This window comes from Metabacillus rhizosphaerae, from assembly GCF_037201795.1.
Lineage (GTDB): Bacteria > Bacillota > Bacilli > Bacillales > Bacillaceae > Metabacillus > Metabacillus rhizosphaerae.
This window is the reverse complement of sequence record NZ_CP147403.1, coordinates 1,023,153-1,039,196: the sequence shown is the minus strand read 5'-3', so window position 1 is coordinate 1,039,196 and position 16,044 is coordinate 1,023,153. Positions and strand designations below refer to the sequence as shown.

General features: G+C 36.4%; 22 protein-coding genes. 5 read left to right on the top strand and 17 right to left on the bottom strand.

What is annotated here, in order from left to right; all coding sequences use genetic code 11:
• Positions 1-160: 160 nt before the first annotated feature.
• A complete protein-coding gene (locus WCV66_RS04995) occupies positions 161-577 on the bottom strand; it encodes a hypothetical protein (RefSeq protein ID WP_338788094.1) in 417 nt (138 codons plus the stop codon).
• Between the two features lie 251 nt (positions 578-828).
• Here WCV66_RS04995 and WCV66_RS04990 point away from each other — a divergent pair, with 251 nt between their 5' ends.
• Together WCV66_RS04990 and WCV66_RS04985 are read left to right on the top strand one after the other, a co-directional pair.
• Positions 829-1,239: a helix-turn-helix transcriptional regulator gene (locus WCV66_RS04990; RefSeq protein WP_066328722.1), complete on the top strand. Its 411-nt coding sequence runs from the start codon at positions 829-831 to the stop codon at positions 1,237-1,239.
• A 91-nt stretch (positions 1,240-1,330) separates the two neighbouring features.
• Entirely contained in the window at positions 1,331-1,771 is a 441-nt protein-coding gene (locus WCV66_RS04985; RefSeq protein WP_338788093.1) for a YwpF family protein, read from the top strand.
• 91 nt (positions 1,772-1,862) lie between these two features.
• Here the strand turns inward: WCV66_RS04985 and cotJC are convergent, their stop codons facing one another.
• The 13 genes from cotJC to WCV66_RS04920 form a co-directional block, all read right to left on the bottom strand.
• The gene (gene cotJC / locus WCV66_RS04980; protein ID WP_066328704.1) at positions 1,863-2,432 is read right to left on the bottom strand and encodes a spore coat protein CotJC; all 570 of its coding nucleotides are present in this window, start codon (positions 2,430-2,432) and stop codon (positions 1,863-1,865) included.
• A gap of 62 nt (positions 2,433-2,494) precedes the next feature.
• Complete coding sequence (locus tag WCV66_RS04975) at positions 2,495-2,755, bottom strand: spore coat protein CotJB (RefSeq protein WP_338788092.1); 261 nt, start codon at positions 2,753-2,755, stop codon at positions 2,495-2,497.
• 2 nt (positions 2,756-2,757) lie between these two features.
• Positions 2,758-3,006 (bottom strand): spore coat associated protein CotJA, encoded by a 249-nt coding sequence (locus WCV66_RS04970; RefSeq protein ID WP_338789399.1) that lies wholly within the window; start codon positions 3,004-3,006, stop codon positions 2,758-2,760.
• A 562-nt stretch (positions 3,007-3,568) separates the two neighbouring features.
• Entirely contained in the window at positions 3,569-3,862 is a 294-nt protein-coding gene (locus WCV66_RS04965) for a hypothetical protein (protein WP_338788091.1), read from the bottom strand.
• Positions 3,863-4,042: 180 nt separating this feature from the next.
• Positions 4,043-4,483 carry a 3-hydroxyacyl-ACP dehydratase FabZ gene (fabZ, locus tag WCV66_RS04960; RefSeq protein ID WP_066328692.1) on the bottom strand — a complete coding sequence of 147 codons (441 nt, stop codon included), beginning with the start codon at positions 4,481-4,483 and terminating at the stop codon, positions 4,043-4,045.
• 126 nt (positions 4,484-4,609) lie between these two features.
• On the bottom strand, positions 4,610-4,897 hold the full coding sequence (locus WCV66_RS04955; RefSeq protein ID WP_338788090.1) for a DNA-directed RNA polymerase subunit beta: 288 nt from the start codon (positions 4,895-4,897) through the stop codon (positions 4,610-4,612).
• 12 nt (positions 4,898-4,909) lie between these two features.
• The gene (locus WCV66_RS04950) at positions 4,910-5,740 is read right to left on the bottom strand and encodes a flagellar hook-basal body protein (protein ID WP_338788089.1); all 831 of its coding nucleotides are present in this window, start codon (positions 5,738-5,740) and stop codon (positions 4,910-4,912) included.
• A gap of 15 nt (positions 5,741-5,755) precedes the next feature.
• Positions 5,756-6,565 carry a flagellar hook-basal body protein gene (locus tag WCV66_RS04945; protein WP_338788087.1) on the bottom strand — a complete coding sequence of 270 codons (810 nt, stop codon included), beginning with the start codon at positions 6,563-6,565 and terminating at the stop codon, positions 5,756-5,758.
• 225 nt (positions 6,566-6,790) lie between these two features.
• Positions 6,791-7,792 carry a rod shape-determining protein gene (locus WCV66_RS04940; RefSeq protein WP_066328673.1) on the bottom strand — a complete coding sequence of 334 codons (1,002 nt, stop codon included), beginning with the start codon at positions 7,790-7,792 and terminating at the stop codon, positions 6,791-6,793.
• Between the two features lie 154 nt (positions 7,793-7,946).
• Positions 7,947-8,222 (bottom strand): sporulation transcriptional regulator SpoIIID, encoded by a 276-nt coding sequence (gene spoIIID, locus WCV66_RS04935; RefSeq protein WP_046588600.1) that lies wholly within the window; start codon positions 8,220-8,222, stop codon positions 7,947-7,949.
• An 841-nt stretch (positions 8,223-9,063) separates the two neighbouring features.
• A complete protein-coding gene (locus WCV66_RS04930; RefSeq protein WP_338788085.1) occupies positions 9,064-10,716 on the bottom strand; it encodes a sodium:solute symporter family protein in 1,653 nt (550 codons plus the stop codon).
• A gap of 94 nt (positions 10,717-10,810) precedes the next feature.
• On the bottom strand, positions 10,811-11,113 hold the full coding sequence (locus WCV66_RS04925) for a DUF4212 domain-containing protein (protein WP_066328661.1): 303 nt from the start codon (positions 11,111-11,113) through the stop codon (positions 10,811-10,813).
• Positions 11,114-11,186: 73 nt separating this feature from the next.
• The gene (locus tag WCV66_RS04920; RefSeq protein ID WP_157094311.1) at positions 11,187-11,369 is read right to left on the bottom strand and encodes a hypothetical protein; all 183 of its coding nucleotides are present in this window, start codon (positions 11,367-11,369) and stop codon (positions 11,187-11,189) included.
• 261 nt (positions 11,370-11,630) lie between these two features.
• Between WCV66_RS04920 and WCV66_RS04915 the strand changes: the two genes are divergently transcribed.
• Positions 11,631-12,056, top strand: coding sequence for a VanZ family protein (locus WCV66_RS04915; RefSeq protein WP_338788084.1), 426 nt, complete (start codon positions 11,631-11,633; stop codon positions 12,054-12,056).
• A 41-nt stretch (positions 12,057-12,097) separates the two neighbouring features.
• Here WCV66_RS04915 and WCV66_RS04910 read toward each other — a convergent pair whose 3' ends face one another.
• A complete protein-coding gene (locus WCV66_RS04910; RefSeq protein ID WP_066328642.1) occupies positions 12,098-12,991 on the bottom strand; it encodes a M23 family metallopeptidase in 894 nt (297 codons plus the stop codon).
• A gap of 145 nt (positions 12,992-13,136) precedes the next feature.
• On the opposite strand from WCV66_RS04910, the gene WCV66_RS04905 reads away from it, so the two are divergent.
• Positions 13,137-13,508 carry a VanZ family protein gene (locus WCV66_RS04905; protein ID WP_338788082.1) on the top strand — a complete coding sequence of 124 codons (372 nt, stop codon included), beginning with the start codon at positions 13,137-13,139 and terminating at the stop codon, positions 13,506-13,508.
• Between the two features lie 54 nt (positions 13,509-13,562).
• Here the strand turns inward: WCV66_RS04905 and WCV66_RS04900 are convergent, their stop codons facing one another.
• A complete protein-coding gene (locus WCV66_RS04900) occupies positions 13,563-14,057 on the bottom strand; it encodes a DUF6022 family protein (protein ID WP_338788081.1) in 495 nt (164 codons plus the stop codon).
• Positions 14,058-14,189: 132 nt separating this feature from the next.
• Between WCV66_RS04900 and WCV66_RS04895 the strand changes: the two genes are divergently transcribed.
• The gene (locus WCV66_RS04895; protein ID WP_338788080.1) at positions 14,190-14,894 is read left to right on the top strand and encodes a MerR family DNA-binding transcriptional regulator; all 705 of its coding nucleotides are present in this window, start codon (positions 14,190-14,192) and stop codon (positions 14,892-14,894) included.
• A gap of 62 nt (positions 14,895-14,956) precedes the next feature.
• Here WCV66_RS04895 and spoIID read toward each other — a convergent pair whose 3' ends face one another.
• Positions 14,957-15,967 carry a stage II sporulation protein D gene (spoIID, locus tag WCV66_RS04890; protein ID WP_185654048.1) on the bottom strand — a complete coding sequence of 337 codons (1,011 nt, stop codon included), beginning with the start codon at positions 15,965-15,967 and terminating at the stop codon, positions 14,957-14,959.
• Between the last annotated feature and the right edge of the window lie 77 nt (positions 15,968-16,044).

Below are 16,044 nucleotides of genomic sequence, written 5' to 3'. Positions count from 1 at the left end.
TTCATGTACAAATGTATTGTAGTAGATTTTAAATGATTGGAAAAACAAGTGAAAATTTGTTTTGGATGCCAACTAATTGACGAAAAGATCTTTCTCCTAAGCAGTTTTTGAATTTTATTAAGAATTGTTTAATTGTTTCAGCAATTTTCAACCTTTTTCGTTAATTTTGTATATCATTTAATGGCTGAAGAGAATTCACAATGTAAGATAAATGATTATCATTAGAGAAGCTTATACTTTGTAGAATTGCTTGAAAGGAAAGAGAATGGATAATCTCGTTTTCAAGAGGTGCTTCTATGTAGTGTTGATCTGTCTCATTCCAAGTATAGTATTGAATTGATAGATTTCTCTGGTTTAATTGGAAGACAATGCGTAATAGGTTATTGTGATCTAGTGTTTCATATTGGATCTCAACGATTCCATGTAAAGGGACATGGAAATGATGATATTTTGATTTATTTTGGTTATAATCTCCTATTCTTAAAATGACCAAATCTTGTGTAGTTGTCTCCTTTACTTGTAAAGAATCGGTTTTTTTCTGTTTTAAATAAAGACTCTTTAGTTTAAATTCAACCATTCTATGACCTCTTTTCGATTAATTTACATTGTAAGTATATGTCATTGTTAAAAATTTCTAAATTTACCCAAGAGTGATATGAAGTGAAATTTGACGAATTTTAAGAGAAATTTAACATTCATCTCGTTCTTTCTTCATATTTTTCCATTATTCTCTAAATAGGTCTAAATATCTATTTTCGTTCGATTTTTGAACGATTCTAAATAGGTTCACAATCAAAACATTAGAAATAAGAGAGGGTGGATTGATTTATGAAAGAGCTGAAGAAATTCAAGATGAATATGAAATTTTATCGTGAACGCAAGGGGTGGTCACAAGAGCAGTTAGCGGACAAAATCAATGTATCTCGTCCCGTAATAACACGCCTTGAAACAGGAGAACAAGAGCCTGCTTTATCTTACTTACTTCTTTTAAGTAAGACATTCTCTGTTAGCATTGATCATCTTATTGGCAGAGACCAAGTAACAGATGATTTACTTTACGAGGTTTATGGTGACTACGGTAATGAACATTCGTTTTCACAAATTATCGATTACTTAATTAAACAGCCAAAAATGTCCACAGGTTTGCAGCAACTTTTATATGCAAAACCAAGGGAGAGGAAGTTAATTGAAGATATACTTATTACCGTAATTGAAAAGTCGACGAAAAGGTTAGAGTAACTAGCACAATCTCGAACCATTTTTCATTGAAGTTTTGTATCATCCTTCATATGGTATAATAAAGAAAAATGAGCTGACGAGGGTGATAATAATGAAGACGTTCAAGCTTGTAGGCTTAAAAATTGAAGAAGAGGCTTTGAAAGAGAAAACAATCAAAGAGATTCCGCTCGAGGATGGATTAGTCCTTAACAGGGAAGATGGCGAAAACTCTTGGTTAATTGAAGCATTAATTTCTAAGGATCTACAACCTTTTTTTGAAAAATTGTTTGACGCCCAGACTAAAATAAGGGCTTTTGTTACAATTTCTAAAAAAAGCAATGCACCCGCTCAAATCGTTGCAAAGGTTAGAACATTAACACCACTTGATCAACACTTATCAATTTTATTAGATGGTCGATTACTGACATCAAAACCTATTCATGATCCAGAGGTGTTACTTCGTTCCTTGATGGGACAAGGTTTATCAGGGGATAGTTTAATTGAGGCTTTTTCAGGAAATGTTCATCAGCGTAAGGAAACGACTAGGTTATAACTTCTTCTTATAGGCTGCACAATGATTTGTTGTGCAGCCTTTTTTCTCTATAAAAAAACTCGGAACGCTGCCTTCGCTCCGAGTTTTTCCATTAAAATATCTTTTTCTTATCACGTTCATCTTTTAATATTTCCACAGCTTCTCTAAATCGTTGGGAGTGAATAATTTCACGTTCTCTTAAAAAGGCAAGGCTATCATTTAGATCAGTGTCATCTGAGATATCGATAATCCATTGATATGTAGCTCTCGCCTTTTCTTCTGCCGCAATATCCTCATATAGGTCAGCAATTGGATCTCCTTTTGCTTGAATATAGGTTGCCGTAAATGGTACACCATCAGCATTGTGATAAAACAAAGCAGAGTCATGGTTAACATAGTGAGAAGCGAGACCTGCTGCTTTTAATTGCTCTGGTGTTGCATCCTTTGTTAGCTTGTAGACCATCGTTGCGATCATTTCTAAATGAGCGAATTCCTCTGTGCCAATATCATTTAATAAGCCGATAACTTTACTTGGAATTGTATATCGTTGGTTTAAATAACGTAACGCTGCTGCTAATTCACCATCTGCACCACCATATTGCTCAATTAAATACTTTGCAAGAGTTGGATTACACGTACTCACCTTTACAGGGTATTGGAGCTTTTTTTCGTATACCCACATGTTCATCTACTCCCTTCTTATGAAAAGGATCGGAACATCGCCGATCCTTGATTTGTCTTTCCTTACACTTGCCATGGCCATGGAGCAGTTCCCCAGCTCCAATTTGCATCTGCAAAACTACCACCAAATTGCTGAAGCATCCCGAACTTCGCCTCAAACGATTGCTTAAGCTGCTTACTTTGTAAAGCGAACTGATTGAATTGCTGAAGTGCTTGAATATCATGTGGATGTGTATCAAGATAAAGTGTAAGCTCAACAAGGGCAAAATCTACTGCTTGAATCTCTTCAAGTAGCTGGTAATATTCATCAGGTAATTGCTGCACACTTACTCCCCCCTTTTTCCCTCATAAGGATTCTCATATGGATCATACAATGCCGGCCAAAGAGTCCCCTTTCTCAACGCAACCTTAGGTGGAAACTGCTGAAGGTTTGGTGGCTGAAACCCCATATATAGTTGTGGCGGTGTTGAATAAAACTTCAATCCGATTGGTCGACAAGGATCAAACCGACTGTGAAACGGTCTATAGGCTTTCATTGGGGTGAATGCTGCTTGTTGCACATGAGGATCATTCATATCTTTCACCTTTATCACACCTCTTTTTTATGTGGAAAAGTGGTTATCAGTACACTTGTGGTAAGTTTACCTAGCCACTTTAGACCACTATTTTTCATACTATAGCTATTTATGAGTTTTTAAGTACTCTACCACCATCATATTCATAGCAGAATCATACTTATGAGTGTTTTATTGAAAAAGTTGAAATTTATTTAATTTGGTAAACTTATTGGGGTTATAGATTGGGGTTGTTTTACATTTTTTTGATGTTTGATGGGTGGTGAGGGTGCAAATTGCTTTATTTTGATTATATCTAGCATGTTTTTCCTGCTTATGATTGATTGATGCGGATTGAACCACTTTTTTACTTAATTGAACCATCTTTTTGATTTATTGAACCATCTTTCTCTGGCATTGAACCATTTACGCATTTTATTGAACAATACCTATTTTCAACCTCTCATGACCGTGTGGATTGAACCAAATCGCTTCACCTTTCTCTATTAATGATCGAATTATTCCCAGGTTCAATCCACAAAAAAGGGCCAACCAAGAGAGAGTTAGCCCTTTCACCAGATATTTATTCTTTTGCATTCTCGCCTTCAGTGTTACCTTCTTCTGTAGTTCCTTCTTCTGTATTACCTTCCTCAGTGCCTTCTTCTTCCATTAGTTCACCGTTTCCATTATCTTCTCCGGTACCTTGTGGGTCCATGTTTTCATCCAGATTTTCGTCTACTGGAGATTCACCGTTCTCGTCAGGTAGTTGTTCGTTCGTATCTTCTGGTGGTGCAGGGTCTTGGTCATCAGCACAACCAGTTACGATGATTGCTGCAAGAAGTGGACCTGATAAGGCCATAAGCCATTTTTTAGTCATTATAATTGCTCCTTTCACTATTATTTTTTTGGGCAGGTACTTTTTTATGTTTCCCAGATTAAATAATTTCATTCTTTACAGGGTAACGATATTATCTATATAGACATGCTGCCTTTCTATGAAACCTCTTGAATTAAAAAAGAGACAAACGACCTAGTTGTGGTCAATTTGTCTCTTTGCTTATTCTTCTTCTTTTTTCTCACCAAGTGCAAACATGATTTCCGCTTCACATACGATTTCGCCATCAACTGTAGCTGTTGCTTTTCCTTTTCCAAGTGCTCCTCTTGAGCGGATGATTTCGACTTCAAGACGTAATTGGTCACCTGGCTTAACTTGTTTTTTGAAGCGGCAATTGTCGATACCTGTAAAAAATGCTAATCTACCGCGGTTTTCCTCTTTTTTAAGCATTGCTACTGCACCTACTTGTGCAAGTGCTTCAACAATTAATACTCCAGGCATAACCGGATAATCTGGGAAATGACCATTAAAAAATTCTTCGTTTGCTGTTACATTTTTAATACCTACCGCATGTTTTCCTTCTTCAACCTCTAAAACTCGATCAACTAATAAAAACGGGTAACGGTGTGGGATGATTTCTTTAATTTGTTGGATATCTAACATTGTATGTACTCCTTAACTATTTTTTGGGAAATACCCTGTCAGCCTCAGAGCTAACCTAGGTTTCTTTTATGTATACGACAAAAGGAAGGTATTCACCTTCCCTATATGCAAAGTATAATCTTCTGTTTATTCTTTTTCAACCAAATCAATAATATGCTGCCATGTTGACTCTTCAAGTGCATCTGCAGGATTACCGCTGCCAATAATACCATAGCCTACAATTAGTCCAACAAGGGTACTAAGCACCATGAAAATTAGCACGAGCAAAACCCTCACCCATATCGGTATTAATCTGATACGGATACGGATTCGATTTTTATCATTTTGTTCGTTTGTGTTTTGTTCCTTCTTGGCTTTTTTTGCTTTTTTTACTTCTTCTCGGCTAGCTACTTTTGCCACGTCTTTTGCAACCAATAGTCTAAACTCCTATCTTACACCATTTATTAATCCCAACATTTGGTCACCCATTGTGATGGATTTTGCATTCATCTGATAGGAACGTTGTGAGATCATTAAATCGGTCATTTCCTTTGATAAGTCTACATTTGACATTTCAAGTGCACCTTGCTGCATTGATACTTCGTTTCGAAGTTCTCCATCTAAAAAGGTAAGCACATCACCTAGTTGATTATTGCCTAAGTCCTTTAAGCTATAGCGATTATTCCCATTTTGAACAAGCATTTGCGGGCGATCAAATTGTACAACACCTATGCCGAAAATCTGTGGAAGTTCCTCATCATTTCTCGGAACCGCTGTAATTGTCCCATCCTTTGAAATCACGAGTTCCTTAAAATTATCTTCAAACATAATTGGGTTTTGATTTTCATCAAGTACTTGATTTCCTTCAGCTGTTGCTAGCATTAAACGATTCGTACCATCTGTTGTAGGTGATAGGTAAAGTGCACCATCTCTAGTATACTGAATTTCTCCATTAACTTCGATTTGAAAGAACTGATTTGGTACAGTTAGCGCTATATCTAATGCTCTCCCGGTTTGTTTCAGACTTCCTTGGGTAAAGACAAGACTGCTCCCGAGCTTTGCACCTGTTCCCTGACTAATCCCTAATTCGCCATTAGTGTTTGTTTCTTCTGTCTCTTTTGTTTGATTATTATATTGCTGACGAACGAGTTCAGAAAATGATGTTTCAGTTCGTTTATAGCTTTGGGTATCGATATTAGCTAAATTGTGGCCAATGGTATCAAGCTGCTTTTGTAGCTGGCCCATTGTATTAGTCGCTGTAATCATTGAGCGTAACATAATATGTTCCCCCTATTATCTTAAGCGGCCAATTTCGTTCACGGCCTTATCCATACTTTTATCATATGCTTGTAGTACCTTTTGATTTGCTTCGAACGAACGATAAGCTGTCATCATATCTGTATAGGTTCGTCCAACATCAACCGTAGAATTTTCTAAGTGATTTTGCTTTAAGCTGTATGTTATTGCCCCATTGTTGATCGCTGTAGGTAATGCCTGTTCATCAACTGTTCGAAATAATCCATTGCCTTCTTTTACTAAGTTACGTACATCATCTTCAAAGCGTACATCAATTTGTGCTACGAACTCGCCATTAACATCAAATATATCGCCATCAGCCGTTATTTGATAGTTGCTTGATTGAATCGATATCGTCTGACCAGTTGTTGATAAAACCTGGTTACCATCAGAAAGTAATGTTCCATTTTCATCAAGTGTGAAATGTCCATTTTTCGTGTAGCGCTCTTCACCTGCTTGATTTTCTACTGCAAAAAGCAGTGTACCTTTTACATTTGTATCTTCGTTAAATGGTACATTTTGTTCGATAAGGGCTACATCACTCTTTAACCCAGTTTCACGTAGCTCACCTTGAATGTTTTGACTGTTGAGTTCTTGTAAATAAACCCCTGTATTTAATGTCCCGACTGTTGCTGGAACAGAATTATTGTCCATTCTTTTTAAAAGCATCTCTGGAAATGCACGAATTGAAGATTGATCTGCTTTGTAGCCAGGTGTGTTAGAGTTTGCCATATTATTAGAAAGCATCTCCGTACGCTTTTGCTGTGTGAGCATGCCAGCAGTTGCTGTATATAAACCTCTTAACATGTTTAACATCCACCTCAGTTTTAAAATTCCGCACAATCTGAATTCTTTCGACAGAATTCCCTATAATTAATTATAAAGGAGAACGACTGTTTTCTCATTACATTTTTTTAGGAAATGTATGCTATATTTTTGGGGGAATTATACAGAGTTTTAGGACGAAGGAATCATTTTTCTTTTTTCTATAACAAAAGAGTCTGAAAATCAGACTCTTCATCGTACTTTTTATTAAACAAGTTTTTTGCGCGGAAGACGATCCATATTATCTAGCATAATTCCTGTACCAATTGCAACACAATCCATTGGTGCTTCAGCAACTAGAACTGGTACCTTTAGCTCTTCAGCTAGTAGCTGGTCTAAACCATTTAATAGGGCTCCACCACCAGTTAAAATAACACCTCGATCAATGATGTCTGCAGAAAGCTCTGGTGGAGTACGCTCTAGGACGCTTTTAGCTGCTTGTACAATAACAGCAACTGATTCGCGAAGTGCCTCATGAACTTCTTTGGAATTCACTGTAATTGTTCGAGGTAGACCTGTTACCATATCACGGCCACGTATGCTTATTTCTTCATTACGTCCGCCTGGGAATACTGTTGCAACATTTACTTTAATGTCTTCAGCCGTACGTTCACCAATTAATAGCTTGTACTCACGTTTAATGTAATTTAAAATTTCGAGGTCAAACTTGTCCCCTGCCATTTTAATTGAAGAGGCGGTGACAATATCGCCCATTGATAAAACAGCGACATCTGTAGTTCCACCGCCAATATCAACTACCATATTTCCATATGGTTGGAAGATGTCCATACCAGCACCAATTGCTGCTACTTTTGGTTCTTCCTCAAGATAAACATTTTTTCCACCGCTCTTTTCAGCTGCTTCTCTAATTGCCTTTTGTTCAACTGATGTAATATTCGTTGGGCAACAAATCAGCATGCGCGGTTTTGAAAGTAATCCTTTTACATTTAGCTTATTAATAAAGTGTTTTAACATCGCTTCTGTTACTTCAAAATCTGCAATTACACCATCTTTTAAAGGACGAATTGCAACAATATTCCCAGGAGTACGTCCTACCATACGTCTCGCTTCTTCACCAACAGCAAGAACCTTCCCTGAATTCTTGTCTAACGCAACAACCGATGGCTCATTTAGCACAATGCCTTTACCTTTAACATGTATCAATACATTTGCTGTACCAAGATCTATACCAATATCCCTCGCAAACATTCTATCTATATCCTCCTTGCAAATCTTCATTCCTCTAATTACTAACCTAATTAAGTATTGTATCATAAAATCATTAAAATAGTATGATTTTGTAAAATAAATTAACTAGTTTATGTAGGAATTTGTCGATTTATAGAGAATTAGATAGAAATTTTTATTTTACTGGCTGTTCTTCTAAAATCTCGTCCTTTTTGTACTTAAGCTTAGTTGCTTCACCACCTCGAAGATGTCTTATTGATTTATGGTAATCAAGAATTTCCTTTACCTCATTCGCAAGATCAGGATTTATTTCAGGTAGCCTTTCCGTTAAATCTTTATGGACGGTACTTTTGGAAACTCCAAATTCCTTCGCAATCACGCGAACTGTTTTCTTTGTCTCCACGATATACTTCCCAATCTTGATTGTGCGTTCTTTGATGTAATCGTGCACACCACTCGACCTCCCTAATATGGATGTGAGAAGTGTGAAATGAGACTCGCATACCAAGACACTGTGGCTGACTTTCTCTTAGATGAATGTATGTTGCCTCTTTTACTGCGATTAGAATGTACACTCACGATCCCTCACCTCAAACACTCTCTTTGATAGGTTTGTAACATTTTATTAGCTTGGGTCAGAGATTATGCAAGAAAAGTCAAGAGGGACAAGGGTTTATTTGATTTTTTTTGAATTTCATTACATTTTGGTGTGATTTTATTGGTTTTTGGAGGGTAAATAAATAGGAATTATTTTTTGCGGGATAGTTTTTGAGTTTTTATTTAACTCCTTACGTTGGATTATTTCCCGAGAAATTTGTCGATGGATGGTGGGGCTTCTGAGACATACCTTTTCAATTTGTTTTTGATTAGAAGAATACTGTCTTTGTTTTGAAAACTCATAAAGAAACTTTATAGGCTGTTTACTCAATGTGTTACTCATAATCGATCTCATATTCTTTGGCTAACATTTTTTTCAACTGAACTATCCTCTCCGCCATTTAAGTTTTAGACAATGTAGGGTCATTTTTAATAAATACATCACGACGTTTCAAGTTCTGCTGGGGTTACAATGATAATACATGACATGCTATTTACCCCTCATGGTATGTAGTTTGTTTTTATATTCATAATACAAATACCATATTCGTCCAGTGAAACAAACCAATATAACAATTTGTAAAGAAAAATGAATCTATTGAATTAGTAAAGTTCACGGCCATCTTACCCATTTCTATTTCAAATAAAAACAAACCACAAAGCATTAAAACAACTTTGTGGTTTGTTTATCATTGCTATTTATCCATCCACACTTCTCCATCCTTATACGTCATTTGCTCAGGATAACGTAAATTCAGAACTTCTTCCTGTATTTCAATTGAAGGAGCTTTTGTAGCAAGTGAGACGATAATATTGGTTAAGATTGCTGCGGTTGCACCAAACACACCTGCACCTGTGTCAATAATCCCGGCGATCGTGAATCCACCATATTTTGAGGCAAAGATGTAAATGAGTGTTACCGCTAAACCAACTAGCATTCCGGAGATGACGCCTTGAGTGTTTGATCGCTTCCACCATACACCAATGAGAAGAGCTGGGAAGAACGTGCCTGATGCTAAGGCAAAGGCCCATGCAACGATCTGTGTAATTGCACCTGGTGGATTTAGAGCGATTAATCCCGCGAACAAAGTCGCTATAACAATCGACCAACGAGCGACAGCTAAACGATTTTTTTCGCTTGCATTTGGCTTCATGACACGATAGTAAATGTCATGGGCAAAGGAAGACGAAATGGCAATCATTAAGCCACCTGCTGTTGATAGGGCTGCAGCCATTGCTCCGGCAGCAACTAAGCCAATTACGAACATACCGAGGTTTGCAATCTCAGGTGTTGCCATAACGACAATATCATTTGAGATGATCAGCTCACTCCATTGGAGGATACCATCGCCATTTCCATCAGCAATTTGTAGTTTGCCTGTATTGACCCAAGATTCGGTCCATGCGGGTAATTCGGAAAGCTTTTTCCCCGCTACATTTGTCATTAAAATAAAGCGAGAAAACGCAGCATAGGCAGGTGCTGATAAATATAATAGTCCGATGAAGAGAAGTGCCCATGCACCAGACCATCTTGCAGCTTTCATCGTTGAAACGGTATAAAAACGGACAATAACATGAGGGAGTCCTGCTGTTCCTGCCATTAATGTAAACATTAGCGCTAGGAACTGCCACTTCGTACCATTTGTAAAGGGAGCAAAATATTCTGAGATACCTAGCTGTCGATCTAGTTCACCCATTTCTTCTACAATTTTACCGTAGGATAGCCAAGGGGCTGGGTTGCTCGTAATTTGAAGTGACATAAAAATAACAGGAATTAGATATGCAATGATTAAAATTAAGTACTGAGCAACCTGTGTCCAGGTAATCCCCTTCATTCCACCGAAGGCCGCGTAAAATGCGATTAAAACAACGCCAATCATCGTGCCAATTTTTGCATCAATTTCAAAAAGACGCCCGATAACAACTCCTGATCCAGATAATTGCCCAATTGAATAGGTGAAACTAATGATAATTGTACAAATCGCTGCAATGACACGTGCTGCATGGCTATTATAGCGATCCCCAATAAATTCAGGTACAGTGTAGCGACCATATTTCCTTAGCTGAGGCGCTAATAGAAAGGTAAGGAGTAAATATCCACCAGTCCAGCCCATAATATAAGCAAGTCCATCAAACCCTAGCAACATAATCGTTCCAGCCATACCGATAAAGGATGCTGCACTCATCCAGTCAGCACCAATCGCCATTCCATTAAAAATAGGTGGCACACCACGCCCTGCTACATAAAAATCTGAAGTTTCTTTAGCAGTATTATAAATTGCAATACCAATATATAAAGCAAATGTTAACAGAATGATCGTTAAAGAAACGATAAATTGTGTGTCCAATCAAGATCCCCCTTATTGTCACATGTATTCTTTGACTCATCAGTAAGTAATTATATCAACCCATTGTTGCTCTATATAAACTCCTTGTCCACCTTTAATGATCTAACGTTTTACCAGCACTTAACTGCTCATTTTTGCTTTCATCAATTCCGTATTTCCGATCAATTGAATCACTGACTTTTGCATTAACAAATAATAATAGAATAAAAACAACGACAGCACCTTGTGCTCCCATAAAATAATGAAAAGGAAAGCCATTAATACTAAATTTACTAAAAAACTCAGCAAATAAAACAACACCAAAAGAGGATAGAAACCCAATAATTAAATAAATGACAATATTTCGTGTGCGCTCTTTAAAGTATGCATCTGCCACTTTCTTATCAATTTTCTTCATTAAGCCACCTCCGAGTGATTTCCTGAAAAATAAGGTAAAGTAAAGACATTCTTCGGTTACGGATTGCTGCCCGTTAAGATAAGCTAAAAATAAATTTAACCGTTTCAAAAAATGGTGCTGGGACAAGTGCTATTTGTACAATGAAGTAGAGTAGTAGTGATAAGATAGGTATTAGTAAAAATTGAGGTTTTCGTTTGCGTAAGCCCATTACTAGGCTAAATCCCGTTATTAATAACATAATCAATAAAATCGTCAATGGTTCTAACCCTCCTTTTTGTAAGCGTTAACATTATTATTCGATAAAAAGAACCTCCTCCTATTATCTTGTACTAAATATTCGATCAGTTTTATTATGAGACCCATATATCAATCGGTCAACAGAAGTTGGCTAAAAAAGGATATTTGTCATATGGTTTTTTCTCGACATGGTTCGAGGATAACGCTTTAAACAAAGTATATTTTGGAATCTCATAGCAAGTTTGCTAGATTTTTGATACTTTTTATTAAGGAGGTTAACATGAAAAGCTATAAGCGGTTCTTTTTACTAATTTGCTTTCTATTATATGTGTGTGTACTCTTTTATTTATTATTTTTCTCTTCATATAGACAATCTGTAGAGGGACTGCTTACCTATAATATTAGGCCTTTTCAAACAATACTAGGCTATTTTTCTAATTTCGATGGACTATCAATTACGGATCAATTTGTAGGGAATGTCCTGGCATTTGTTCCATTTGGTTTCCTTTTACCGTTTTTCATTCCTAGGTTAGGATTTTTTATCCGTATGGTAGGGTGTACTATTGCCTTTTCTTTTTCAGTCGAAATCGCTCAGCTGATATTCCGTGTGGGGGCGTTTGATGTAGATGATTTACTATTGAATACATTCGGCGGGGGCATTGGTTTTTTATTATCGAAGGTTTTTAACAAAAAAAATCGAGGCTGATCTCATTTATTTTTGAGTTCAACCTCGTATCGGATTTATCCTTACGAATTTAGTGTGTTATTTGAAGCTTCAGGCTCGTTAGATTGTTCGCTTCCTTCAGTTTCTCCCTTTTGGGCATCTTTATCTGATTCAGGAGATTCCTCTGCAGACTTGTCATCTGCTTCAGCGTCTTCTTTTGGAGCTTCAGCATCTTCACTTGGAGCTTCTTCCTGTGTAGCTTCCTCTTGAGTTGCTTCTTCTTGAACTGGCTCTTCAATGGATGTTACCGGCTTATCCATATATGTTAGCGGGTTAATCGCTGTACCATTTTGACGAATTTCGAAGTGTAAGTGATTACCATCTTCTTCATTGTAAAGGTTTTTACCAGCTTTACCAATTAACTCATTTTGTTCAACTTTATCACCAGCTTGTACATTTGCTTCAGCTAATGATTGATAAACTGTTACTACATCGTTTTCATGCTCAATTTCAACAACATAGCCTAAAATTGGATCTTTCGTTGCTTTTGTTACTGTACCACTTAGTGATGCAACAACATCAAATTGTTTTTGATCCTCATTTGCAATGTCGATCCCTTTATTCATTCTATAAGAATTGTTATAGGATACTAGTGCCGCTTCTTGCTCTTCAGTTGAAGCGTTAGGATCATAGAACTTTTTAACGACTGAAACTGCGTCTGGATCTAAAGCAGGCATTTTAACGTTTTCTTTAAGTGCATTTACTTCTACTGCTTCAGGATCATTCATTGCGTTTTCTCCTTGATCAGGAGTTTGCAAATCCTCTGCTACATTGTTGCTAATGCTTTGATACCATAAAACCGCTGTAAGGATAACTGCAGCACTCATTAGGTAAATTGCCGGAAATACCCAACGTTTTCTAAAAAATTGTTGAAATTTTGTGTTTTGAGAAGTACGTTTCTTTTCTTCCTCTCTCATTCTATCATCACCTCAGCAATCATTCTGATCAGATTCGCTGAATTATATACACATCTTTAAAAAAATTTTTTTAAATTTAGTATGTGCGTTGTTTATAATAATATGTACCGATTAGAAAATTTTTTGAAATAAAGGAGTTTATCGCATGAAAAAGCCGCTCATTACAATTCTTCCCCTTCTATATATGGTGCTAATTTGGATATTATCTAGTAATCCAGCTGACGCGTTTGTTAAAACACCATTTTCCTTCGACACGCTATTGAAGGAATCCCTACACTTAATAGAATTTGCGATTCTTTATTGGCTGATTGCATTCGCATTTATGGCACATAAAAAATGGAGTGAACGAGCAAGCTTGGTGGCAGCGATCATCGCAATCCTATATGGTCTAACAGATGAAATTCATCAATCGTTTGTTCCAGCTCGTTCAGCAACAGTGATTGATTTTGTGAAGGATACGATTGGGGTTACTATTTCCTATTTAATTGCGAAGCGAAAATTTTTCAGTGTAAAATAATGATACTTATTATTAAGAAAGACATCGAGCAAATTACTCGATGCCTTTCTTTTTTTAGAGATTTTCTTTTAGTTGTAAAATTTTCTCGGTAATTTCTCTCCGCTCTGTTCCTTTAAATGGAATAAGCTTTGGAGGTGCTGGGAGATCAAACTGAACATGTGAATGAGATAATTCAAAAAGGAACGTACCAATCTGTTCACGATACTGGTTTTCAATCACAATCCAAAAGACACGCATTTCATGATGCGGATTACCCCATTTAGCTTTTTCAATTGAGTTTCTAAAGTTTAAGCAACCAGCAATAACAAAGTCATCCTCTTTTCTTTGTTCGGCAGATTGAAAACCATTTTTCTCAAGCTCAGTCCAAATTGGTGGAATTAGTTTGTCTAAATACATCCCATAAGTTGCATCTTCATACTCAGGAAAGAGTTTTTTCAATTCTTCTATATTTTCTAATAGGATTTGTTCCCAATGGTCTTTAAGATAAGCCGAAACTACTTGACCCAGTTCTTCAATTGACATCTCTGGTTTTATTTCTATCGTTTGCACATAATCCCACCTTCATTAGTATTTCTTACAATTCCATCTTATAACATTAAAGCGAATACTAAAGTTTGATAAAATAAACATTGATTAAATAGGAAATTAACTTAAAAACCTTATAAATGAGGTGAATCTAGAATGCAAGATAAAATAAGACCGATAGATATTGCAAAGACGCTTAAGATTAGTACAAGTTCTTTAAGAAATTACGAGGCTCGTGGGATTGTCCCACCTACAGAAAGGTTATCAACTGGTTATCGTATTTACACAAAAGAACATGTTGCTTATTTTGAATGTATTGTCGCGATGTCACCAGGATTCGGAATGGACATCACAACAGATGTTTTAAAAAAGATTCAACTAAATGAATTGGACTCCGCTCTCTGGATTTTAAATAAAGCTCAAGTAAACAATTATGAGGACAAAGTATTAACTGAAAAAGCAATGAAGTTAATAGAAAAGTCTACGGACGAACAAATCTTTGAAAAACATTTAACAATTGGGGAGGTATCAGAAGAAACTAAAGTGACTACAACAACTCTGCGCTACTGGGAAAGCGAGGGCTTAGTCCATTCGACAAGAAATGAGGAAAACAACTATCGTCTATATAACATGTTTGAATTGATAAAAATCATGTTAATGAAAACAACTCAAAACGCTGTTTATTCTCATGAAATTATTCAATTAAAACAAGACATTAAAAAATTAAAAAGACATGATCTTCTAGGCTTAAAAATGATTATTTTAGAGAATCATAAAAATTTGAATAAACGGAATCAGCAACAATTATTTGGTCTACATCAACTTTATCGATTGTGTGAAATGGTGAATTTGTATTCGTAAAACTTAGTAAAAACAATAAAAGGCAGTCAAAATAGGTGAACTATTTTTGACTGCCTTTTTATTTATTTTTTTACAGTATACTTCGTTAAAAATGGTTCTGCTGCAGAGATTTTTGCTCCTTGATAATAGTAGGATACAATATCATTATAATTTTTACCTTCCTCAGCCATAAAGTTTGCACCATATTGACTCATTCCAACTCCATGTCCAAAGCCCTTTGTTTCAATTACAACCGAATCACCTTTCATCTCCCATGTGAAATCAGATGATTTTAATTCAAGCTTTTCTCTCACGTCTCGACCGCTAAACTCTTTGCCACCAACCTCAACTGTTGCTACACGCTTTCCAGGTGTCAGTGCGGTTATCTTTCCAACAGATCCATTATTATCTATATTAACTCCCAATTTGTTTTCAAATTCTTTAATGGATATAACCTTTTGATCGTAGAATTTTGGTGAATCCTCATCCCACGTACTTTCAACACTTTTTAAATAAGGAATAGCTTCTGTCCAATAGGCTTCAGAATTTTCCGTGTACCCATTGCTTGTTGAAAAGAATAGGGCATCGATTGGTTGATTTTCATATGTAAGAACTTTACCCTGCGTTGCGGCAACGGCTTCTGTTATTCTCTCCAATTTCCATGCATAGTCATCTCCCCATTGACTTTCTAACTCTTGAGGATTTTTATATACTTGGTGCATTTGGGTATCTGTTACGATAGATCCTTCTGGTGCGCTTAAGGTTTGATCATTCATCATCTGCTTTGTAATATATGTTCTTGCCGCTAAAGCTTGAGCCTTCAATGCTTCTGATTCAAACTCTGCTGGCATTTCAGAAGCCACTACCCCAATGACATACTCTTCTAACGGGATATTTTCAATTTTCTTTGTTTGGCTTCTATAAACAGGAACTGCAACAGGGGATTCAGCCAATACCGGTGCATCACTTTTAGCAACAGAAAGCTCTTCACCTAATTTCCCTTTGGATTGATCCATAAACGGAGTCACTAGTAGAGTTGGAATAAGGAGAATAATAATGAATAATGCGCCAAATGCAAAGAGAACTGGTTTCATTGATTTCATGTTTTAAGGCCTCCAATAAGATTTAGGTTGAGTTGTTGAGTGTTTATCTATAGTTCATCTTATGGGCT